Here is a 15,949-nt window from a genome sequence, read left to right on the forward strand (position 1 = left end):
TTGCGTTTATCCGAATTACCAGATATACAATTTATCGATACAGACCCAAATAAAATTACGGCCAGCATTATTAATTTATACGAATCGATAACAGATAGAAAGCTGTTTCCAGGTGATCCGGTACGGCTTTTTTTGTTGACCATTTCTAACATCATCGTGCATCAACAAACGTTAATCAATGATACAGCTAAACAAAATTTACTCCGATACTCGCGCGATGATGTCCTGGATCACATCGGAATTTTGGTAAATACACCGCGTTTATCCGAAATACCTGCCATAACAAAAGTGAGATGGTGGTTATCGATTCCTCAGCCAGAAGTTGTAAGCATCCCTAAAGGGACCAGGATTAGTCCAGACGGCAACTTGTTTTTTGCCACAATCGAAGAAGGGAAAATATCGCCTGGTCAGGATTATATAGATGTTTTATGCGAGTGTCTAACGCCTGGAACTTTAGGAAATAATTTTCTACCTAATCAAATTAACCAAATTGTCGACCCTCTGCCTTGGATCGAGCGAGCTCAAAATATAATCGAAAGTAAAGGGGGCGCAGATCGTGAGGACGATGACCGATATCGCGAACGCATTCGCGAAGCTCCAGAATCATTTTCGACAGCCGGCCCTGATGGGGCCTACAAATTTTGGGCTAAGACAACTCATCCAGATATAGAAGATGTTGACGTTAATTCTCCTTCTCCTGGTTCTGTAGAATTGAGGGTACTTCTAACCCGTGGGCGAGCTCCGGATAAAGAAATGCTAGATGCCGTTTATGCTAAATGTAATGATAGAAAAATCCGTCCTTTGACAGATAAACTTCAAGTGCTGGCTGCAGAAGAAATTAAATACCAAATAGATATGTCTTATTGGATTGACACGGAGGATATGGATAAAACCGAGGACATCAAGAAACAGGTACAAAAGGCAGTAAATGATTATATCGAGTGGCAAAGAAAAAAATTAGGGAGAGACATTAATCCTTCTGAGCTCATCCTTAAAGTTCGTCAAGCGGGCGCTTATCGCGTTGATATTCGATCACCCATATTTACTAAGATATACCGCCACCAATTTGCCTCGGCTAATACCGTCAATCTTGTATATGGGGGGATAGAAGATGTTGAATCTTGAACAAATTCGTTTGGTTGATATCCTCCCCCAAAATTTACGAACGGATAAGAAAGTCCTAGCTGCCGCAACAGCATTTGATCAAGAACTAACAAATTTGACCAAGGCTATCCCTACATTAAATCTACTGTATACCATTGATCAACAAAAAGAAGCGATTGTTGATGAGCTGGCTTGGGCGTTTCATGTAGATTTTTATGATAAGAATCTACCTATCGAGAAGAAACGAGAACTTGTAAAGAAATCAATCGCTTGGCATCGAATAAAGGGGACACCTGAAGCGGTAGAACAAGTAATCACAGCGGCTTTCGATGAATGCAGGGTAGAAGAATGGTTCCAATACGGAGGGAAGCCTTATCATTTTAAAATCATCACAAAGGATCGAATACCCGATAAAACAACCTTAAAGGCGTTAGCACGAGCGATAGAGTCCGTCAAAAACACAAGGAGTTGGCTCGAATCTATTTCCTTTCAACGGGATGAGCAGCTGACAGTTTATCACGGCCAAATAATTACAATCACAAAAAAAATAAATATTGGGGGCGATCAAAATGGCCCAATTTAACAACCCTGTACTAACAGAGAAAGGCTTATCTCTTTTAACGAAGGCTCAAATGGGGACACCGTTAACATTTACTAGAGTGGCAGTGGGAGACGGGAACCTATTTAGTAGTGATTTAAAAGAGTTGACCAAATTAATCAATGAAACGGAATCACTTCCTATTCTGGAACTGAAAAAAGTAAAAGAAGGTCAAATTGTGATACAAGCTGCAATAACTAATGAAAAAATGACAACGGGGAGTTACCTGCGTGAAATAGGAGTATTTGCCCTCGATCCAGATGAAGGCGAGATCCTATACAGTGTTTCTCATGCTGGCGAAAGAGCCGATTATTTACCTCCAATCGATGGAGGCCTCAATGAAATCATGATTGGGATACACATCATTATTGGGGAGGTTGCGAATGTTACTGCTGAAATTACACAGAGCGTATATGTCACTATGGAACAATTTAAAGAACATATCAATGATATGTCTATACACATTCGCAGGAGTGAATACGAACATGACATCAACGATTTAAGAGCCCGCATTCTCCTGTTTGAAGCAGCCTTACCGGAAAATTATAAACACAATAAATTTACCATTATGTTTAGTACCATTGACGAAATTAATCTACTAGATGGATATTATGACTCCACTCTCCAAAGGCTGGTGTTATAGTGGCAACGATAAAAAAAGAAGTAAAGAGATTCTCAGAAAGCACGAGCAGTACGCAAACAGTTACCATGACTTTGCCAGGCCTTAATAGTATTAAATCGATAACCGTAGACACAGGTGTGGTGTCATATAAAGTCAACGGCTCGACGGTAACATTAACACTATCTGGAGGTTCTTACTCACGGAGAGCGCAAACGGGCGGCTCCTATGTATCGTCTCACACCAAAGAGGTCAGTACATCACAGACCAGTTCAACCAATTCCTTTCCTAGCAGCGTTTCCTATAATAGCGATGGATATAGCGGAACCCTAGGTAAAGATGGAAGCGCGACTCAAAAACTAGTAAATAGCATCCCCGGCAGAACTAAGACGGTTTCTACCGAAAGAAATGCATCGAGTCCAGAAAGAAATTCTTGCGAGGAAGCATACAGTTACGTAGTGAGCGCTTTGCCCGACAGCATATCCTATAATCAAGGTGGATATAGCGGGACCTTGCGACTTAGTTCCAGGTCTATCGGTAATTGCAAAAGGCGAGTTAACATTTATTGGATAGATTCTGCAATTGGCTATTATTCGGGGACAGTCTCCGAACCATCAACAAACGTATACAACTATACACAAAACTACCGTGGCTCTGTTACGAAACCTGGATATGATACAAGAACCTACGCCTATTACTATCAATATACCGTAACTGTTGAGTACTCTGATAACTCGAATCCGAGCATTGTAGTATCTACAGCAAGTAATCAGGTATTAAATCCTGGATCAAAAATTCTCCTAAAAGGGACTGCCACGGATATTGATAACGGGAACGTTGTAGGCATTAAATATCAAGTGAACAACGGACCTATCAAGACGTTACACTCTGCCGTTTCAAACGGTACAGCGATAGCTTTCACAAGTACTCTAACATTTAAAGACAAACGTTTATATGATGGTACAGTTGATGTCACAAACGAAAACCTAGCCGAAAATATAGACCATCGTATTAATATATGGGCCGAAGATGATCAGGGTGGAAAATCGGAAACGGTTTTACGCAATTTCCGTGTTATCCTCAACCGGCCACCAGTTATTAGTGTAGATGGAGATCCACAAGATAAGGGACTCGATTTAGGGGAAATTACCACTCCACCAACTGTGAAATATTCAGTTTTTGATCCCGATGGAGACAAGATATCTATTGTTGAGGGTTGCGAGAAAACTGGAGGCGGTTTTAACGTTTTCCTACGTGATTTTAAGGCAGAGCCTAATAAGACCAATGAATTTCAATTAGATAAAGATACATGGTCTAAGCTACAGCCATCTCCAGCGCAATATTCTCTGGTTATAAAAGCTACGGATAATATCAATCCAACTGTATACCGTAATGTGCTTTTTAAGCGTAAGATAGGCAGGATTGAATACTTTTTGAAAGAGCCGTTTGTCACAGACATTGCGGCGAAACGGATTTTAATTACTCTTGATGCTGTTATCCCAAATGGGGCTGAGTTTTTTGTTAAGGTCACCAATAATGCTTTTGATGAGTCCCCTGTATGGGAGGACATAACTGCAAATGTAATTTATAATCGTGGCTACGCTTTTAAAAATCAAGCAAAAAGTAGTGACAAATGGGGTATCGGTATCCATATGGTCTTCCGCAAAGGGACAGCGACACAAGATATCATTCTTCGCGGGTTTGGGGGGGCATTCGATTGATTAAGTGGTCCAATCGTAAAGAGTTGTCTGACATAGCTAGTGGAACTGACCAGGAGGATTTAAGTCCTGAATTGATTGATGCATACGCAGCCATTGCGTCCCTGGAGGAAGAGCTGGCTGAAATTAAAAAGCTGATGAAAGGTGGTGAGAAAAAATGACGGTTAAAGAATACATGATACCTGTTTATAGTGTCTTGGTTAAAGCAGGTCGACGCGAAATCGAAACACTGCCAGAAGCATATCAAGTACCGGTAGCTGAGTATCTGGTCAAAAAAACTGAAGTTTAAAAACGCCTTTCCCATTCGGAGAGGCGTTTTTTCATGGGGAGCTGATAGGCTCCCTTTTTACTTTTGCCCCAAAGGGGGGGATAAGGAGAGGGAGAAGCATGGAAGAGAGTGTAATGAATGCATTGCTTCAACAGGGCCCGTTCGCTGCTCTGTTTGTCTGGCTGTTATTCTCTACCAAAAAAGAGGGAAGAGACCGCGAGACTCGATTGGTTAAACAAGCTCAAACACGCGAAGCAAAGCTTATGGAGCACAATGAACGGATGGTTACCCATTTGGAGCGCAATACAGCTACATTACAACAGATTGAACGCAGTTTAAGCGGGCTGGAGAATGATGTCCAAGAACTAAAAGATAAGGTGGGATGAGGATGATAGAGATAGGCATAGTGATTGCGGTAGTGATGGCTTCAGGGGCATGGTTGAAAACGCGGAGTTGGTTCCCAAACGATTACATTCCTCTCGCTATTGTTGTGATGGCGGTAGCTTATAATGCGATCAATGCTTTACTCTACGGGGGCGATTTACTCGAGGCTGGAAAGATTGCGTTTCTTGAGGCAACGGCTGCCATCGGGATTCATTCAGGGGTAAAAAATTCGTTTCAGAAGGGAGATGTAGAGTAATGAAAACACAAGACTTTATAGATAAGATAGCACCAAGTGCTGTTGCTGACATGAAGAAAACAAAGATACCTGCATCCCTTACAATCGCTCAGGCTATCCTTGAATCAGCATGGGGAGAGAGTGGACTAACTAAAAAAGGTAACAACCTGTTTGGTATCAAAGGTACAGGACCAGCAGGCGTATGCGCTATGCCTACAAAGGAGAATTACAACGGTCAATGGACAACTATCACAGCTAATTTCCGAGCTTACAACAACTGGGGAGAGTCTATTTCAGATCATTCGAAGCTAATCTTAAACGGTACCAGAGACAAGCCTACACGTTATCATGGCGTGCTAGGTGCTGATTATAAGACTGCTTGCCACGCTATTCACAAGGGCGGCTATGCTACTGATCCGGGCTATCCAGGTAAGCTTATTGGATTAATTGAAAAGTATGGTCTAGCTAAATATGATAAGGAGGAAACAACAGTGAAACCAGAAATAGCGAACGAAATTATTAGCCATTTACAGGGGCAATGGGCTTTTTACAATCAAATGGATATGAAGGATGAGGCTGTGAGGATCGGGCAATTGGCAGATGAGTTGAGGGTAGCTAGTGGGCAGGAAGCACAAAATAAATAGTTCTTAGAAAGTGCTAGTCCAAAGCTGGCACTTTTTCTTTTCCCTACTACGCACACATAATCTACTACATCATGGGAGCTGGTATGATGATATTTAACATGGATTGCATATCTGGAGCTAAACAACACCTACAAGACGACTCTATTGATCTACTTATTGCCGATCCACCGTATAATCTAGGTTTTGGGGGCACAAACATGACAAAGAACAAAAAGCCTAGATTTAGCATCATCGCAAACGATCGGCTACATCCACGAGATTATCAGCGATTCACTTTCCAATGGCTCCGAGAAGCGTATAGGGTTTTAAAGCCAGGTAGACACATCTACGTTTGTATCGATTGGCGCATGTATCCCCTTTTGTACTTATGGATGCAGCGCGTCGGATTTACTATAAAGAACTGTTTGGTCTGGAACAAAGTACACATGGGAATGGGCTGGCAATATCGCTATCAGCATGAATTCATCATCTTCGCTGTCAAGGGTAAGAATAAGGCCCGTCGTGTTTCGAATCGTCGTGCTACCGACATCTGGACACTGCCACGAATTGCAGGTCAAAAGACCATTCATCCCACCGAGAAGCCGGCTAAACTTATGGAAGACATCATTCTTAACAGTAGCCAGGAAGGTGAAACGATAGCAGATTTTTTCTTGGGTTCTGGTCCAACAGTCGAAGCGGCAAACAAACTTGGCCGTAAAATAACAGGCTTTGAAATAGATGAAAACTACTTTAATTTAGCAAGTAGTAGAAAAAAATTGCCTCCTTTATAGGAGGCTTTTTTTAATATTCTTCATCATAGTCTTGTGGGTGTTTGTATTGATAAATTTCTGTTAGTTTTTTAATTTCCTCATTCACATAGATAATTCGTGCTATATTGTCTAAAAATATTTTTATTTAAACAACTTTCTAATCACCTTAAATATATCAAACGTAGTCCTGTTATACGCCTTATTATAAGCATACTTCTTAGGATTTCTGAGCCATCCCCAACCTCTTGGCATCTTCAATCCAGCGCGGTGAGCGATTTGACGTTTCAAGCTGGTGCGAGCTGATATTCTCTTTTTAAGGCTAGGCTTTCGCATACCAAACTTCATAGGTAATCCCATCCCTTCTCCTTTAGTTATTGAAATAAGCAGACAGGATTTCAACATCTTGATTTGTGATAATAGTACTTGAAAAGTCCTCTATATCCCCCATTTTAAAACTTCTCAGTAACATCACTGTATATTTAATTTCATCGTAAGGCCCACGTAAAATAACGGTTCTTAAATCACCTTGCTCGGAGATTATGTCACTTAATATTGTGTATCCATTCTCAAAATAAGTAGATAAATGTTCTTCCATTTTTTCAAATTTTATCGGTTGATCCATGCTTTTCCACCCTGCTTTCTATCGATTTTTTTAAAGGTTCCTTTTTTTATGGCCCGTTGCCTCCTTATGAAAACAGCACCGATTTTTTATCGATGCTGTCTGTTTCTAATCATCTTCCATTCCTGCCATGATTCCATCAAACAAATTTTGCACTGGAGCAGGCATTTCAATAGATGATTGCTGTTCTTCTCCAGTAATATCAATCGGCCCGACTGTATTTTGAGTTAGTAATTGATATAACCATTTTCCAAGGATTCTTTGAGACTCCTTATTTTCTATCCATTGTTTTTTATCTACAGGCAATGTATCAGGAAGAATCAAAGAAACCTTTGGAGAATCATCCAATTCATCCAGGAATGCATTAACGTATGCTCTGCTAGATTCCTTTCCAAATTCTTTTGATTCCTTTAATTTTGTCAGGTGATTCAGCACTTCTTCTGGTGTGTTAACTGGTAATCTAAAAGTAACAATATCACCAGCCTCAACCGGTTTAACTTTCTTGCCCATGTTTACCACCTTATACGGATTGTTTTTGTTTTAAATACAATTTAAGGATATGCATGTAACTTTTTACAATCATCCAAATAGAAGTTTCGGCATCAAAAAAGTATAGAGGGTATTTCTTGTCTCTTTCATTTTCTGCTTTAATATAGCTTTCAAGAATGATAGAGCCTCCCCCTATCAAATGGGCTTTGCGGGTATTAGGAACATTGTTCCACGTCATTCTAATAAGTTTATGCTCTTCGATCGCAATAGGTCTTAAATGTTTATCAATGATCGGTTGAATGTCGACACGATTTCCATTCAAAAAGATATGACCTTTAATTTCTGGTAATGGAGAGATAATGATTTCTTCTAAATCTTTACGAGAACGGAAGACATAACCATACACTTCTCTTACTTCTCGAATAATATTGTCCAAATAAGGAGCTACCCCAATTTTTTCTCCATGACTATTTACGTTATCTACATTTCCGTTTGGTTCAACGACAGCTATATCCGTTGAAAGTCCACCGATATCATGTACTAGATATGTCATTTTGGACAAGTCTTCATTTTTTAAAGTCCCGTCCTCGTTTACAGTCAATTCCATAGTAGCTGCTTGACCTTCTGATGATACCAAGACTTCATCAAACGACGTATGTACTATTTTACCAGAATACAAAGGGGTATCCAAAAAGCGAATCTCATGGATACCATTTTTCAATTTTTCTCTTAATGCCTTGCGAGAGCCCTTCTTCTTAGCTTCGCTCATTGGCAAACCTGTAGATAAATGGTAGGTTGTTTCAATTTTTATAGTATTTTTTGCTTTAGCGTTTTCAACAGCATCTAATGCAATTGCAGTAAGCAATAAAATGATAGGTTGATCGCTTTCTCCTTTTTTCGAATCAATGGTTAATTCGTCATTGTTATGATATTTAGTCGCTAGATTACCTACTACATAGCAGCCTCTCCCTTTAGAAAGAGCGGAACTTATTATTTCAACATGTATCCCATCCAAAGGATTTTTCTCTAATTCAATGTAATCTCTATCCACTTCAGCTTCAGCAATAACATTTGGTATCTGAATGCGATTAACTTTTGTTCCTCTTTCAAATATTCCTTTCAAAGAATAGTTCCCCATATCAATTGCTGCATAATTCATATTCTAACCCCTCCAAAATTTTCTTTCCTGTTTCTAATGTATACAAAACGTATACGTTTGTCAATAGGCATGTATACATTTTGTATACGTTTTATATCAGCGAAATATTTTTAAGCTATTTGTCATAGCTTTCTTATCCTTTACATACACATTGATTAAATGATTAAACGATTAAATCACTAAATCATTAAGTGAGATAACAGGCGGGAAAGGGGGTTTTAAACAAATGGTAACGAGTGGGGGAGGGGCAGGAAATACACGTAATAGAAAAGTTAGGTCAGATAAAAAGCATCCCATCTTATCTAAGTTGGATGCTGATACTCACGACAAGTTAGTGAAACTTGCAATAAGCTGTGGAATGACAAAAACTAAGCTTGCGGAATTCCTAATAGACATCTGTCTTAACAGTCCTGATACGGTTAAAGCCATCCAAGATAAATACAACAAAACCCAAAAATATTATGTGTCTCCTGTGGTGGTAAATAATAAAGTTGAGTATATGTTTTTAGATTAGAGGACCCCTGTTTTCTTCCAATACTTAACTGATTTACGCATTATCTCTGCACACTTTTTGCACATTCCAGCGCGCACTGTTAATCCTTTTTTAGTTGTCTTATCACGACATACTGTACATTTCATTTCAATTTCTCCTTTTTATCCCTGGCTTGTAGGTCAGGGTTATTTACGTTCATAGATGCTCCGTAAAAATATGGCCACAAATATTACTCTGTGGGGCTGTATAGTAACGTTTCATCGGCAACTTATTTATTTAAGATAAATTGTTTAAAAAGCCTGTAAATACAACATTTTTAATGACCCTTATGTTCCTACATACGTATACAAACTTCAATTTAGGTATGTTTTGTATTCTATTATTTAAGAAAAATATAGATAAAAATGTTAACCAAATATTGTAGAACATTCGACCTTAATTTTACATATCCCAAAAATCGGTCTGTTTCACTTTCGGATCTACTTGGCGTAAAGCCTGAAGAATCTTCTTTACTGTTGTCATCGTAGGCAACTTATTTTCTTTAGAACATAGTTGACTAATTGTTTCACGGCTCAACTTAGATTTACTGGATAGCCATTCTTGACTCATACCTCGATTATCCAGGTACTTTCCTAATTTTGTTCGTTTCTTGCCAAGTCCAAACATTTCTAAATCACCTCAACAACATCCTTGACCTAATTTAGAAATTTAATACAAATATTTTTGAAAAAAAGTTGGAATTTTGGACAATCCATACGGCATTCATTTAGAACATACAAAAGAATATTCCGAAGAATGTTTCTCTAAAGAAGACTCCCACAAATTGTGAAAACCATTGATATATCCGGTTTATTGCGTGTTCAATAGTATTCTTTTTAGTTGAAATACTACTAGTAGTTAGGAGGTTTTTATCATTCCTATTTTTACTGTTTCTTCATCAGCAGCTATTGCATTAGGAATTGCCTCAATTGCTGGAATAGCCACAATGTTTCAGAAAGAGAATGACATTAAAGACAAAATATTAAGAGTGTGCAAACGTCGAGGAATTTTTGTGAAAGTAGGAGAGTTCATTCATTTGCCAAAAATAACAGCTTGTCCCAGGCGCTCATGGGGCGTACAAGTGCGTTTATATCTGCCGAAAGGAATTACAACAAAAGAAGTTATAAAGCAACAGGACGCCTTTTCCGAGGCTCTAAAACGCGATGTCCATTTTGAGTATTCTCATTGCACTGGATTGGTTATGGATGTTTATAGTCGAGGACTCCCAAGAACGATTAATTACACCTATGAAAAGTCCCATAGTTGGCGTATCCCGATTGGAGTAGATCGGAGAGGGGAGACTATCTATTATGATTTCGCTGGAGCCTATCCACACTTACTGAATGCTGGCATAAGTGGTGGTGGAAAGAGTGTATTCTTGAGATCAGTTTTGACCTCCCTTTCAACAGGGCCTAAACCGGATATGTATTTGTGCGACTTGAAAGGCGGTGTTGAACTAGGTTTATTTCGTGAGTTTAGGCATGTCAAAGAATTCGCAATAAATCTTTATGAGGTATACCAGGTGATGGAGACAGTCGAGCGAGAAATGAACCAGCGACTCAAATGGATGGCTAGTAAAGAAATTCAGGAATGGAAAGGGAAACGAATAATTTTAGTTATCGATGAGCTGTCAGACTTTCGAGCCAGTGGTCGTACAGATCCACACAAGGAAGTAAAGGCAGCCATTAAAGAAAAGCTAACAACAATCTCAGCAAAAGGGCGAGCTGCTGGTGTCACGATGATTCTTTCTACCCAGCGACCAAGTGCTGATATTATCGACGGCATCATAAAAACCAATGTGGCCACGACAATAGCTTTTAGAACCAGAGATAGCATTCAGTCTCGTATCATCTTGGATAATGACAAAGCTTCCGATCTTCCCGACATACCAGGGCGAGCTATTTTCCAACAGGGAAAAGATAATGAAATACAGACATTCTTCTTGTCTTATCAACAGGCGAAAGAACTCCTAAAAAATGTTGAAAAGAGGGAACCTAATGAACACAGCAACCATCAAGAAGCAATCTCGCTGGACGCAGATACTCTTATCCTTGGATGATCTGGGGTTCTTAACTACAAGCCAGATTCAGCGTCTTCATGGTCTAGGAAGCAGGCGAAACACTCATCGCATTTTAACTGATATGGACGGGATGTTGAATTCATTTCGCCTTGATGAGTCAGTCTATTACCTCTCAGCTAGTGGAAGGAAAGCTATCGGGTCAAAAAAAGTCCGTAGAAAGACACTTACAGCCACGCACACGCTTTTAAGAAATGAAGTGTACATTTGGGCCCGACCTGGATTTTGGAAGCATGAGCAGGCTATCAAATGGCAAGGGAAAACACTAGTTCCGGATGCCTTATACCAGGAAAGGGAGCAGTATTTTTTCCTCGAAATTGATTTAACTCAATCAATGGCAGTTAACAGACAGAAAATTACCTTGTATCAAGAACTGCGCGAGAGTGGGGGATTCCAGAAACAATTTGGCCAGTTTCCAATTATCCAATTCGTAACTACGACAGAGTATCGACAAAAGCAACTTCGCGGCATGCTCAATAAGCTGAAATCAGAAGTGCTATTACATTCCGATTTGCGGTAACACCTGTTCCATCGAATAACTAGAACCTGCGTCAAACTGACCATTCTTCACACATAACCTTTATTTGCAAGTCGTATATTTTTTTCAAAGTCCCGTAGAAACATTGGCAAAAACGGTCAATCAACCAGTGTCTATTGCTTGATCTATAAGCATTGATAGTATATTCCCATGCTTGCAAAGCAATAGGCATAATAAATTCATTATTTACTATACCTTCGGATTTTTTGAACATAACAAACCGTTTGTATATTTCTTTGATATCAGATACTTGCTTGAATCCTACAGAAAAAGCTTTTGCAAGTTCTTTTGGAATATACCAAGGTAATTTTTCTTTTGAACGTTGGTTTGGTACGTATTCTTTATTACTGTTCTTGTATGTAGAATTAGGAATATTAGTTTTAGAATCAAATTTCGATACTGAATTCCCTTTTACAATAGGGTTCTTTGCATCTGGTCGATCCGACAAATTCGATGCGACTTCTTTTTTTACATAACGTTGGAACACATAAATATTTGACGCTTTTCCTTTTCGTTTTGGGTTGATCTGAGCAATTCTTTTTAACATCCTGATTTCTTCCATTAGTTTTAAAGCTCTTTCAACTGTTCGCCTGTTGACTCCTGTTCCAATAGCGATAGTTTCGATTTTTAAACGGCAAACACCAGGATGCGTCTTGTAGGCACTTACTCTAGCAATATAATCTTTGATTTTAATAGCAGACTTACTAAATTTCTTTCCACATGTTTTCATGTGCATCATGATTGCATAGTCCATCTGTTCTCTAGTTGCAAATAGGCTGTATTGTTTGAGAAATTTCATTTTTGATTCTCCTTATTTCGGAGATCAAAAAAGCCCTGACACCGGTTTAAAAATTCGGGTGATCAGGGCCTACTAATTGTAAGCTAATATTCATACTCCACGGGCACGACAGAAAAAGACAACTTTTTCCCGTTGTATACATTACCAAAAATCTGTTATAATGGTAGTGTAAACAACAGAAGCGAGGCTTCACCAAATAGGAAAAAGTCAATGGAGCAGAATTGCCTGTTCACCGTGTGCGAGACGGTTTGGACAGAATCATGAAGGTTTGCAGACCTAAGTGATCCCGTTGGCTTTTTTGCTTTATCCGATTCAATTTTGATAGATTTAGTTTACCATCGAACAAGAAGATTTGTCCACATGTGGATAACTTTTTTATGACATACACGAGAAAAATGCGCCCCCCCCGTTCGTTTTCGGGAGATAGGGCGCATTTTTGTGTTTTGATATATCCACATCTGGGGATATATTTTTATTTCGGCTCTTTTTTGATGAAGAAAGAGAGTAGAATTATTACCGCACTTATTGCTAATTCCCAGTAAAAAAGCGTGTAGAAAGAATCAAGAGAATAAGGGTGATACCTACTAGTGAATTTGTATTCTTCCAACGCGAACCATTCGCCACAAACCATAGCCAGAAATAACTGAAAGAACGCCCCAAAAAGAAAAGCAACACCTATTTTAAACATAAAATCTCAATACCTCCTAAATACGGAATATAATCAAAATACTACAAATGATCTGGAATATCCAATTATTGTATGCTAATATAAAAATGTTTAAATTTTACAATATTGGAGGAATTTATACCGTGAAAAAATTAGTAGCACTATCTGTAGTGGCTGCATTATCTATTGGAGTCGCCATTCCTTGGACAAGTACCAATGTTCAAGCCAATGATTTACCAGCTGCATTAAGCGAAAGTAGCATTGTACCAGATAAGATTGAATACATTACGAGTGAAAAAGGAGACAGAGTACCTGTTATTTACATCGACGATCCTGATAAGGCTCAAAAATTTATGGAACAGAATGGATTTGCAAAAGAATCTGACGTTATCGAACAAAACGACGAAGATATTGAAAAAAGAAAGGGGATTCAACCTGCTCTTTTTGAGGATTATGAGTATTTAGGATATGTTGGGCCCATGAAGCACGAATATGAAGTAGATTACACGGAAAATAGAACAAAAAAGGATTTTGAGTGGGTTCGCACGATAGAGCGGGATTCATATTCCGAAACCTCAATATCTGTAGGTGGGGGATTTGAAGATTTCTTTAAAGCTGAGGTAGGAACGAAATGGGGTGGCAAAGCCACCTATAAAGATACATTCACTGTCAAAATCCCTCCAAAAAAGCAAGGTGAAATTTGGACTTGGAATAATGCAAAGGTTTACAAATTCAAGCTAAAAGGGTTTATAAAAGATCAACAATTCACTGCTATTTACGCAACTAATAACTTTGGTAAAAGTATTTTAGTTACTGATTTCCGTGATCCGCACGGAAAAATTCCTAGGTAAAAAAGAGCGCATCCGAGAGGGTGCGTTTATTTTTGTGTTCATAAGCTATTTAGTTTTCCAAAATGCTGTTATAATTTTCCTAATACAATAGATGGCTCTCTCAAGGGGGGCGGCTCACTCTCTTTTATCCCGATAGGGAAGGGGGTGAGGGTATGGAGGTATATCAAGCGTTGACTTTGATGTTCATGTTCGGCATGTTCATTTTAGCTCTGCTTACCTACCTAAAAAAGAAATGACCTCCCTTGAGCTAAGGACCCTGGGAAGTCTATTTCTTCAACAAGTCTTTTGAGCCGCCCCTTTGAAGGGACAGTCTATTGTATCGACCGTAGGTGTTCGAGCACCTGCGGTCTTTTTTTATTGTATGCAGTCTTGTACCAATATAATACCATATTATGAGTTTTGATCAAATATAGTTCAAGTAAATTTGAAAAGTCAATAGTGACTTGTTACCAGTAGTGGAGGTAAAATGTTACTAGTAGTGATAAAATTAGTATTGGGGAACGAATATGGATATTTTGTTAAGCCTTTTGATCGGTACAATTAATCAAATGGCTATTATTATTATTGCTTTTAGGATGTTCCGGTTTCCGGTTTTAAGCTATATAAGGGATTTTTTACTAATTGCAAGCGTTTTATCACTAATCTCTTATTTTAATAGGTTTATACTGGATATACCTCAGTACGATGCCATCATTCAGTACATAATGTTAGTGGTATTTTTTAGACGAATGTTTGAGTTTAGGGTATTTGAGGCTACATTGGTTACAGCTGCTGGCTGCGCAATCTTTACTTGTATTAAAGTTGTGGCATTATCACTGTTTTTAAAAACAAATGTAGTATCTCTCGATGATTTAGTCCATTTTACAGGACTAAAAATGATGCTTATACAGCTTCTTGTAGATGTTCTGGTGGTAGTCGTAGCATGGCTGGTGAAAAAGCTAAACATGGGCTATAGTTTTATGTCTCAGCCCCCACATAACTTGAACTACAAGTTGAAAAAGAGCATGCTATCCTATTTGTTAATTGTAGCAGCGGGATTAGTGGTGTTTGTAATGAGCACTTACTTGTATGTGCTAAGCCAGGCTAATTTATTTATGGTATTTGCATATGGAGTAATCCCACTTGTTATTCTGTTATGGCTTTTACACAAACAAGATTACGAGTCGATCTGAAGGAGGGGATCTATTGCGAGATATTTATAGGTTAACTTTTATACAACGAAAAATTGAGGTAATACAATGGACACTCTTTTATACATAATTTTAGGCAGCATTGATATTCTAGCGATACTGGTTCTGGCATTCAAGGCGTTTCGATTCCCTTTGACTTATAAAAAAGAGCTATTAATCATGTCCCTTACAGCATCACTAGTGTCATATCTAAACAGGGCTATACTTGACATACCCACCATTGATGGTTTAGTACAATACACGATACTTGTGCTATTCCTTAGATATATGCTAAAGGTGAGACTATTTGACGGCATCGTATTGGCAACTGTAGGGTATCTAGGTTTTTTTATTGTGCAATATAGCACTTATCTTGTTTTGCTATGGACAGGTATAGTCTCATTCGCAGACGGACAAGCACTTGCAAACTTAGGTACTTACATAATACAGTTGGCAACTCATATATTTGTGTTTGGTGTAGCCTGGTTAATCTACAGGTACAATCATGGCTTTTCATTTATTATGGTTCCACCACAAGATGTTCATATAAGAACTAACATGACAATGTTAAGAGTGCTTATAATGGTAATGGTATTTTTGTCAACGGGGACTTTTTTATTTGTAACAAACTGGTTGATTTCTTATGACGGCAACCCCACTAGCTTGATTCCTGTGTTTATTCTGTATTTAGTTATTCTCCTTAAACTATTGGAGAAAAAGGATATGACCA

General features: G+C 38.6%; 24 protein-coding genes. 16 read left to right on the forward strand and 8 right to left on the reverse strand.

All coding sequences use genetic code 11. The features are described from left to right. The 10 genes from ACQV1I_RS24895 to ACQV1I_RS24940 all read left to right on the forward strand — a co-directional run bounded on the left by ACQV1I_RS24895 (position 1) and on the right by ACQV1I_RS24940 (position 6,340). Positions 1–1,125 (forward strand): baseplate assembly protein, encoded by a 1,125-nt coding sequence (locus tag ACQV1I_RS24895; RefSeq protein ID WP_438770065.1) that lies wholly within the window; start codon positions 1–3, stop codon positions 1,123–1,125. Then, the gene (locus tag ACQV1I_RS24900) at positions 1,112–1,687 is read left to right on the forward strand and encodes a phage tail protein I (RefSeq protein WP_438770067.1); all 576 of its coding nucleotides are present in this window, start codon (positions 1,112–1,114) and stop codon (positions 1,685–1,687) included. Before ACQV1I_RS24895 ends, ACQV1I_RS24900 begins: the two co-directional genes overlap by 14 nt. Further along, positions 1,674–2,345, forward strand: a complete 672-nt coding sequence (locus ACQV1I_RS24905) for a phage tail-collar fiber domain-containing protein (RefSeq protein WP_438770069.1) — start codon at positions 1,674–1,676, stop codon at positions 2,343–2,345. Before ACQV1I_RS24900 ends, ACQV1I_RS24905 begins: the two co-directional genes overlap by 14 nt. Then, complete coding sequence (locus ACQV1I_RS24910) at positions 2,345–4,042, forward strand: hypothetical protein (RefSeq protein WP_438770070.1); 1,698 nt, start codon at positions 2,345–2,347, stop codon at positions 4,040–4,042. The genes ACQV1I_RS24905 and ACQV1I_RS24910 overlap by 1 nt, the downstream gene beginning before the upstream one ends. Further along, positions 4,039–4,200: a hypothetical protein gene (locus ACQV1I_RS24915; RefSeq protein ID WP_278430015.1), complete on the forward strand. Its 162-nt coding sequence runs from the start codon at positions 4,039–4,041 to the stop codon at positions 4,198–4,200. Before ACQV1I_RS24910 ends, ACQV1I_RS24915 begins: the two co-directional genes overlap by 4 nt. Next, the gene (locus ACQV1I_RS24920; protein WP_278430016.1) at positions 4,197–4,328 is read left to right on the forward strand and encodes a CD1375 family protein; all 132 of its coding nucleotides are present in this window, start codon (positions 4,197–4,199) and stop codon (positions 4,326–4,328) included. The genes ACQV1I_RS24915 and ACQV1I_RS24920 overlap by 4 nt, the downstream gene beginning before the upstream one ends. Positions 4,329–4,426: 98 nt before the next feature. Further along, entirely contained in the window at positions 4,427–4,693 is a 267-nt protein-coding gene (locus ACQV1I_RS24925; RefSeq protein WP_278430017.1) for a BhlA/UviB family holin-like peptide, read from the forward strand. Positions 4,694–4,695: 2 nt separating this feature from the next. Next, complete coding sequence (locus ACQV1I_RS24930; protein ID WP_278430018.1) at positions 4,696–4,947, forward strand: hypothetical protein; 252 nt, start codon at positions 4,696–4,698, stop codon at positions 4,945–4,947. Further along, on the forward strand, positions 4,947–5,570 hold the full coding sequence (locus tag ACQV1I_RS24935; protein ID WP_438770072.1) for a glycoside hydrolase family 73 protein: 624 nt from the start codon (positions 4,947–4,949) through the stop codon (positions 5,568–5,570). The genes ACQV1I_RS24930 and ACQV1I_RS24935 overlap by 1 nt, the downstream gene beginning before the upstream one ends. An 86-nt stretch (positions 5,571–5,656) precedes the next feature. Continuing rightward, the gene (locus ACQV1I_RS24940; RefSeq protein WP_438770074.1) at positions 5,657–6,340 is read left to right on the forward strand and encodes a DNA-methyltransferase; all 684 of its coding nucleotides are present in this window, start codon (positions 5,657–5,659) and stop codon (positions 6,338–6,340) included. A gap of 120 nt (positions 6,341–6,460) precedes the next feature. Here the strand turns inward: ACQV1I_RS24940 and ACQV1I_RS24945 are convergent, their stop codons facing one another. The 4 genes from ACQV1I_RS24945 to ACQV1I_RS24960 form a co-directional block, all read right to left on the reverse strand. Next, positions 6,461–6,664 carry a hypothetical protein gene (locus tag ACQV1I_RS24945; RefSeq protein WP_438770126.1) on the reverse strand — a complete coding sequence of 68 codons (204 nt, stop codon included), beginning with the start codon at positions 6,662–6,664 and terminating at the stop codon, positions 6,461–6,463. A 22-nt stretch (positions 6,665–6,686) separates the two neighbouring features. Continuing rightward, entirely contained in the window at positions 6,687–6,941 is a 255-nt protein-coding gene (locus ACQV1I_RS24950; RefSeq protein ID WP_438770076.1) for a hypothetical protein, read from the reverse strand. A gap of 105 nt (positions 6,942–7,046) precedes the next feature. Next, positions 7,047–7,448: a hypothetical protein gene (locus tag ACQV1I_RS24955; RefSeq protein WP_429829014.1), complete on the reverse strand. Its 402-nt coding sequence runs from the start codon at positions 7,446–7,448 to the stop codon at positions 7,047–7,049. A 10-nt stretch (positions 7,449–7,458) separates the two neighbouring features. Further along, complete coding sequence (locus ACQV1I_RS24960) at positions 7,459–8,586, reverse strand: Alp7A family actin-like protein (protein WP_438770078.1); 1,128 nt, start codon at positions 8,584–8,586, stop codon at positions 7,459–7,461. Positions 8,587–8,812: 226 nt separating this feature from the next. Between ACQV1I_RS24960 and ACQV1I_RS24965 the strand changes: the two genes are divergently transcribed. After that, complete coding sequence (locus ACQV1I_RS24965) at positions 8,813–9,100, forward strand: hypothetical protein (protein ID WP_438770080.1); 288 nt, start codon at positions 8,813–8,815, stop codon at positions 9,098–9,100. Here the strand turns inward: ACQV1I_RS24965 and ACQV1I_RS24970 are convergent. Together ACQV1I_RS24970 and ACQV1I_RS24975 are read right to left on the reverse strand one after the other, a co-directional pair. Further along, positions 9,097–9,225: a hypothetical protein gene (locus ACQV1I_RS24970; protein ID WP_438770081.1), complete on the reverse strand. Its 129-nt coding sequence runs from the start codon at positions 9,223–9,225 to the stop codon at positions 9,097–9,099. The two genes, ACQV1I_RS24965 and ACQV1I_RS24970, sit on opposite strands and share 4 nt — an antisense overlap. A 295-nt stretch (positions 9,226–9,520) precedes the next feature. Continuing rightward, positions 9,521–9,745: a helix-turn-helix domain-containing protein gene (locus ACQV1I_RS24975; protein WP_438770082.1), complete on the reverse strand. Its 225-nt coding sequence runs from the start codon at positions 9,743–9,745 to the stop codon at positions 9,521–9,523. Positions 9,746–10,154: 409 nt separating this feature from the next. On the opposite strand from ACQV1I_RS24975, the gene ACQV1I_RS24980 reads away from it, so the two are divergent. Both ACQV1I_RS24980 and ACQV1I_RS24985 read left to right on the forward strand, forming a co-directional pair. Beyond that, on the forward strand, positions 10,155–11,177 hold the full coding sequence (locus ACQV1I_RS24980; protein WP_438770083.1) for an FtsK/SpoIIIE domain-containing protein: 1,023 nt from the start codon (positions 10,155–10,157) through the stop codon (positions 11,175–11,177). Continuing rightward, positions 11,116–11,715, forward strand: a complete 600-nt coding sequence (locus tag ACQV1I_RS24985; protein ID WP_438770084.1) for a replication-relaxation family protein — start codon at positions 11,116–11,118, stop codon at positions 11,713–11,715. The genes ACQV1I_RS24980 and ACQV1I_RS24985 overlap by 62 nt, the downstream gene beginning before the upstream one ends. Positions 11,716–11,746: 31 nt before the next feature. On the opposite strand, the gene ACQV1I_RS24990 is transcribed toward ACQV1I_RS24985, so the two are convergent. Both ACQV1I_RS24990 and ACQV1I_RS24995 read right to left on the reverse strand, forming a co-directional pair. Beyond that, positions 11,747–12,532, reverse strand: a complete 786-nt coding sequence (locus ACQV1I_RS24990; RefSeq protein ID WP_438770086.1) for a hypothetical protein — start codon at positions 12,530–12,532, stop codon at positions 11,747–11,749. A 472-nt stretch (positions 12,533–13,004) separates the two neighbouring features. Then, entirely contained in the window at positions 13,005–13,220 is a 216-nt protein-coding gene (locus ACQV1I_RS24995; RefSeq protein ID WP_438770087.1) for a hypothetical protein, read from the reverse strand. A 122-nt stretch (positions 13,221–13,342) separates the two neighbouring features. Between ACQV1I_RS24995 and ACQV1I_RS25000 the strand changes: the two genes are divergently transcribed. From ACQV1I_RS25000 to ACQV1I_RS25010, 3 genes are all read left to right on the forward strand, one after another. After that, positions 13,343–14,050, forward strand: coding sequence for a hypothetical protein (locus ACQV1I_RS25000; protein WP_438770089.1), 708 nt, complete (start codon positions 13,343–13,345; stop codon positions 14,048–14,050). A 185-nt stretch (positions 14,051–14,235) separates the two neighbouring features. Beyond that, entirely contained in the window at positions 14,236–14,286 is a 51-nt protein-coding gene (locus tag ACQV1I_RS25005) for a putative holin-like toxin (RefSeq protein WP_231504337.1), read from the forward strand. A 270-nt stretch (positions 14,287–14,556) separates the two neighbouring features. Then, the gene (locus ACQV1I_RS25010; RefSeq protein WP_438770091.1) at positions 14,557–15,222 is read left to right on the forward strand and encodes a hypothetical protein; all 666 of its coding nucleotides are present in this window, start codon (positions 14,557–14,559) and stop codon (positions 15,220–15,222) included. Positions 15,223–15,949: the final 727 nt, after the last annotated feature.

Origin of the sequence: Brevibacillus sp. JB24b (assembly GCF_051713385.1) — a bacterium.
Taxonomy (GTDB): domain Bacteria; phylum Bacillota; class Bacilli; order Brevibacillales; family Brevibacillaceae; genus Brevibacillus_B; species Brevibacillus_B laterosporus.

Bases quoted from the DNA above. Each gene is read 5' to 3' on its own strand.
- ACQV1I_RS24970 (WP_438770081.1), bottom strand. From the start codon at position 9,225: ATGAAATGTACAGTATGTCGTGATAAGACAACTAAAAAAGGATTAACA.
- ACQV1I_RS24990 (WP_438770086.1), bottom strand. From the start codon at position 12,532: ATGAAATTTCTCAAACAATACAGCCTATTTGCAACTAGAGAACAGATG.
- ACQV1I_RS24955 (WP_429829014.1), bottom strand. From the start codon at position 7,448: ATGGGCAAGAAAGTTAAACCGGTTGAGGCTGGTGATATTGTTACTTTT.
- ACQV1I_RS24960 (WP_438770078.1), bottom strand. From the start codon at position 8,586: ATGAATTATGCAGCAATTGATATGGGGAACTATTCTTTGAAAGGAATA.
- ACQV1I_RS24925 (WP_278430017.1), top strand. From the start codon at position 4,427: ATGGAAGAGAGTGTAATGAATGCATTGCTTCAACAGGGCCCGTTCGCT.
- ACQV1I_RS24965 (WP_438770080.1), top strand. From the start codon at position 8,813: ATGGTAACGAGTGGGGGAGGGGCAGGAAATACACGTAATAGAAAAGTT.
- ACQV1I_RS24995 (WP_438770087.1), bottom strand. From the start codon at position 13,220: ATGTTTAAAATAGGTGTTGCTTTTCTTTTTGGGGCGTTCTTTCAGTTA.
- ACQV1I_RS24945 (WP_438770126.1), bottom strand. From the start codon at position 6,664: ATGAAGTTTGGTATGCGAAAGCCTAGCCTTAAAAAGAGAATATCAGCT.
- ACQV1I_RS24930 (WP_278430018.1), top strand. From the start codon at position 4,696: ATGATAGAGATAGGCATAGTGATTGCGGTAGTGATGGCTTCAGGGGCA.
- ACQV1I_RS24950 (WP_438770076.1), bottom strand. From the start codon at position 6,941: ATGGATCAACCGATAAAATTTGAAAAAATGGAAGAACATTTATCTACT.
- ACQV1I_RS24940 (WP_438770074.1), top strand. From the start codon at position 5,657: ATGATATTTAACATGGATTGCATATCTGGAGCTAAACAACACCTACAA.
- ACQV1I_RS24935 (WP_438770072.1), top strand. From the start codon at position 4,947: ATGAAAACACAAGACTTTATAGATAAGATAGCACCAAGTGCTGTTGCT.
- ACQV1I_RS25010 (WP_438770091.1), top strand. From the start codon at position 14,557: ATGGATATTTTGTTAAGCCTTTTGATCGGTACAATTAATCAAATGGCT.
- ACQV1I_RS24905 (WP_438770069.1), top strand. From the start codon at position 1,674: ATGGCCCAATTTAACAACCCTGTACTAACAGAGAAAGGCTTATCTCTT.
- ACQV1I_RS24985 (WP_438770084.1), top strand. From the start codon at position 11,116: ATGAACACAGCAACCATCAAGAAGCAATCTCGCTGGACGCAGATACTC.
- ACQV1I_RS24920 (WP_278430016.1), top strand. From the start codon at position 4,197: ATGACGGTTAAAGAATACATGATACCTGTTTATAGTGTCTTGGTTAAA.
- ACQV1I_RS24900 (WP_438770067.1), top strand. From the start codon at position 1,112: ATGTTGAATCTTGAACAAATTCGTTTGGTTGATATCCTCCCCCAAAAT.
- ACQV1I_RS24975 (WP_438770082.1), bottom strand. From the start codon at position 9,745: ATGTTTGGACTTGGCAAGAAACGAACAAAATTAGGAAAGTACCTGGAT.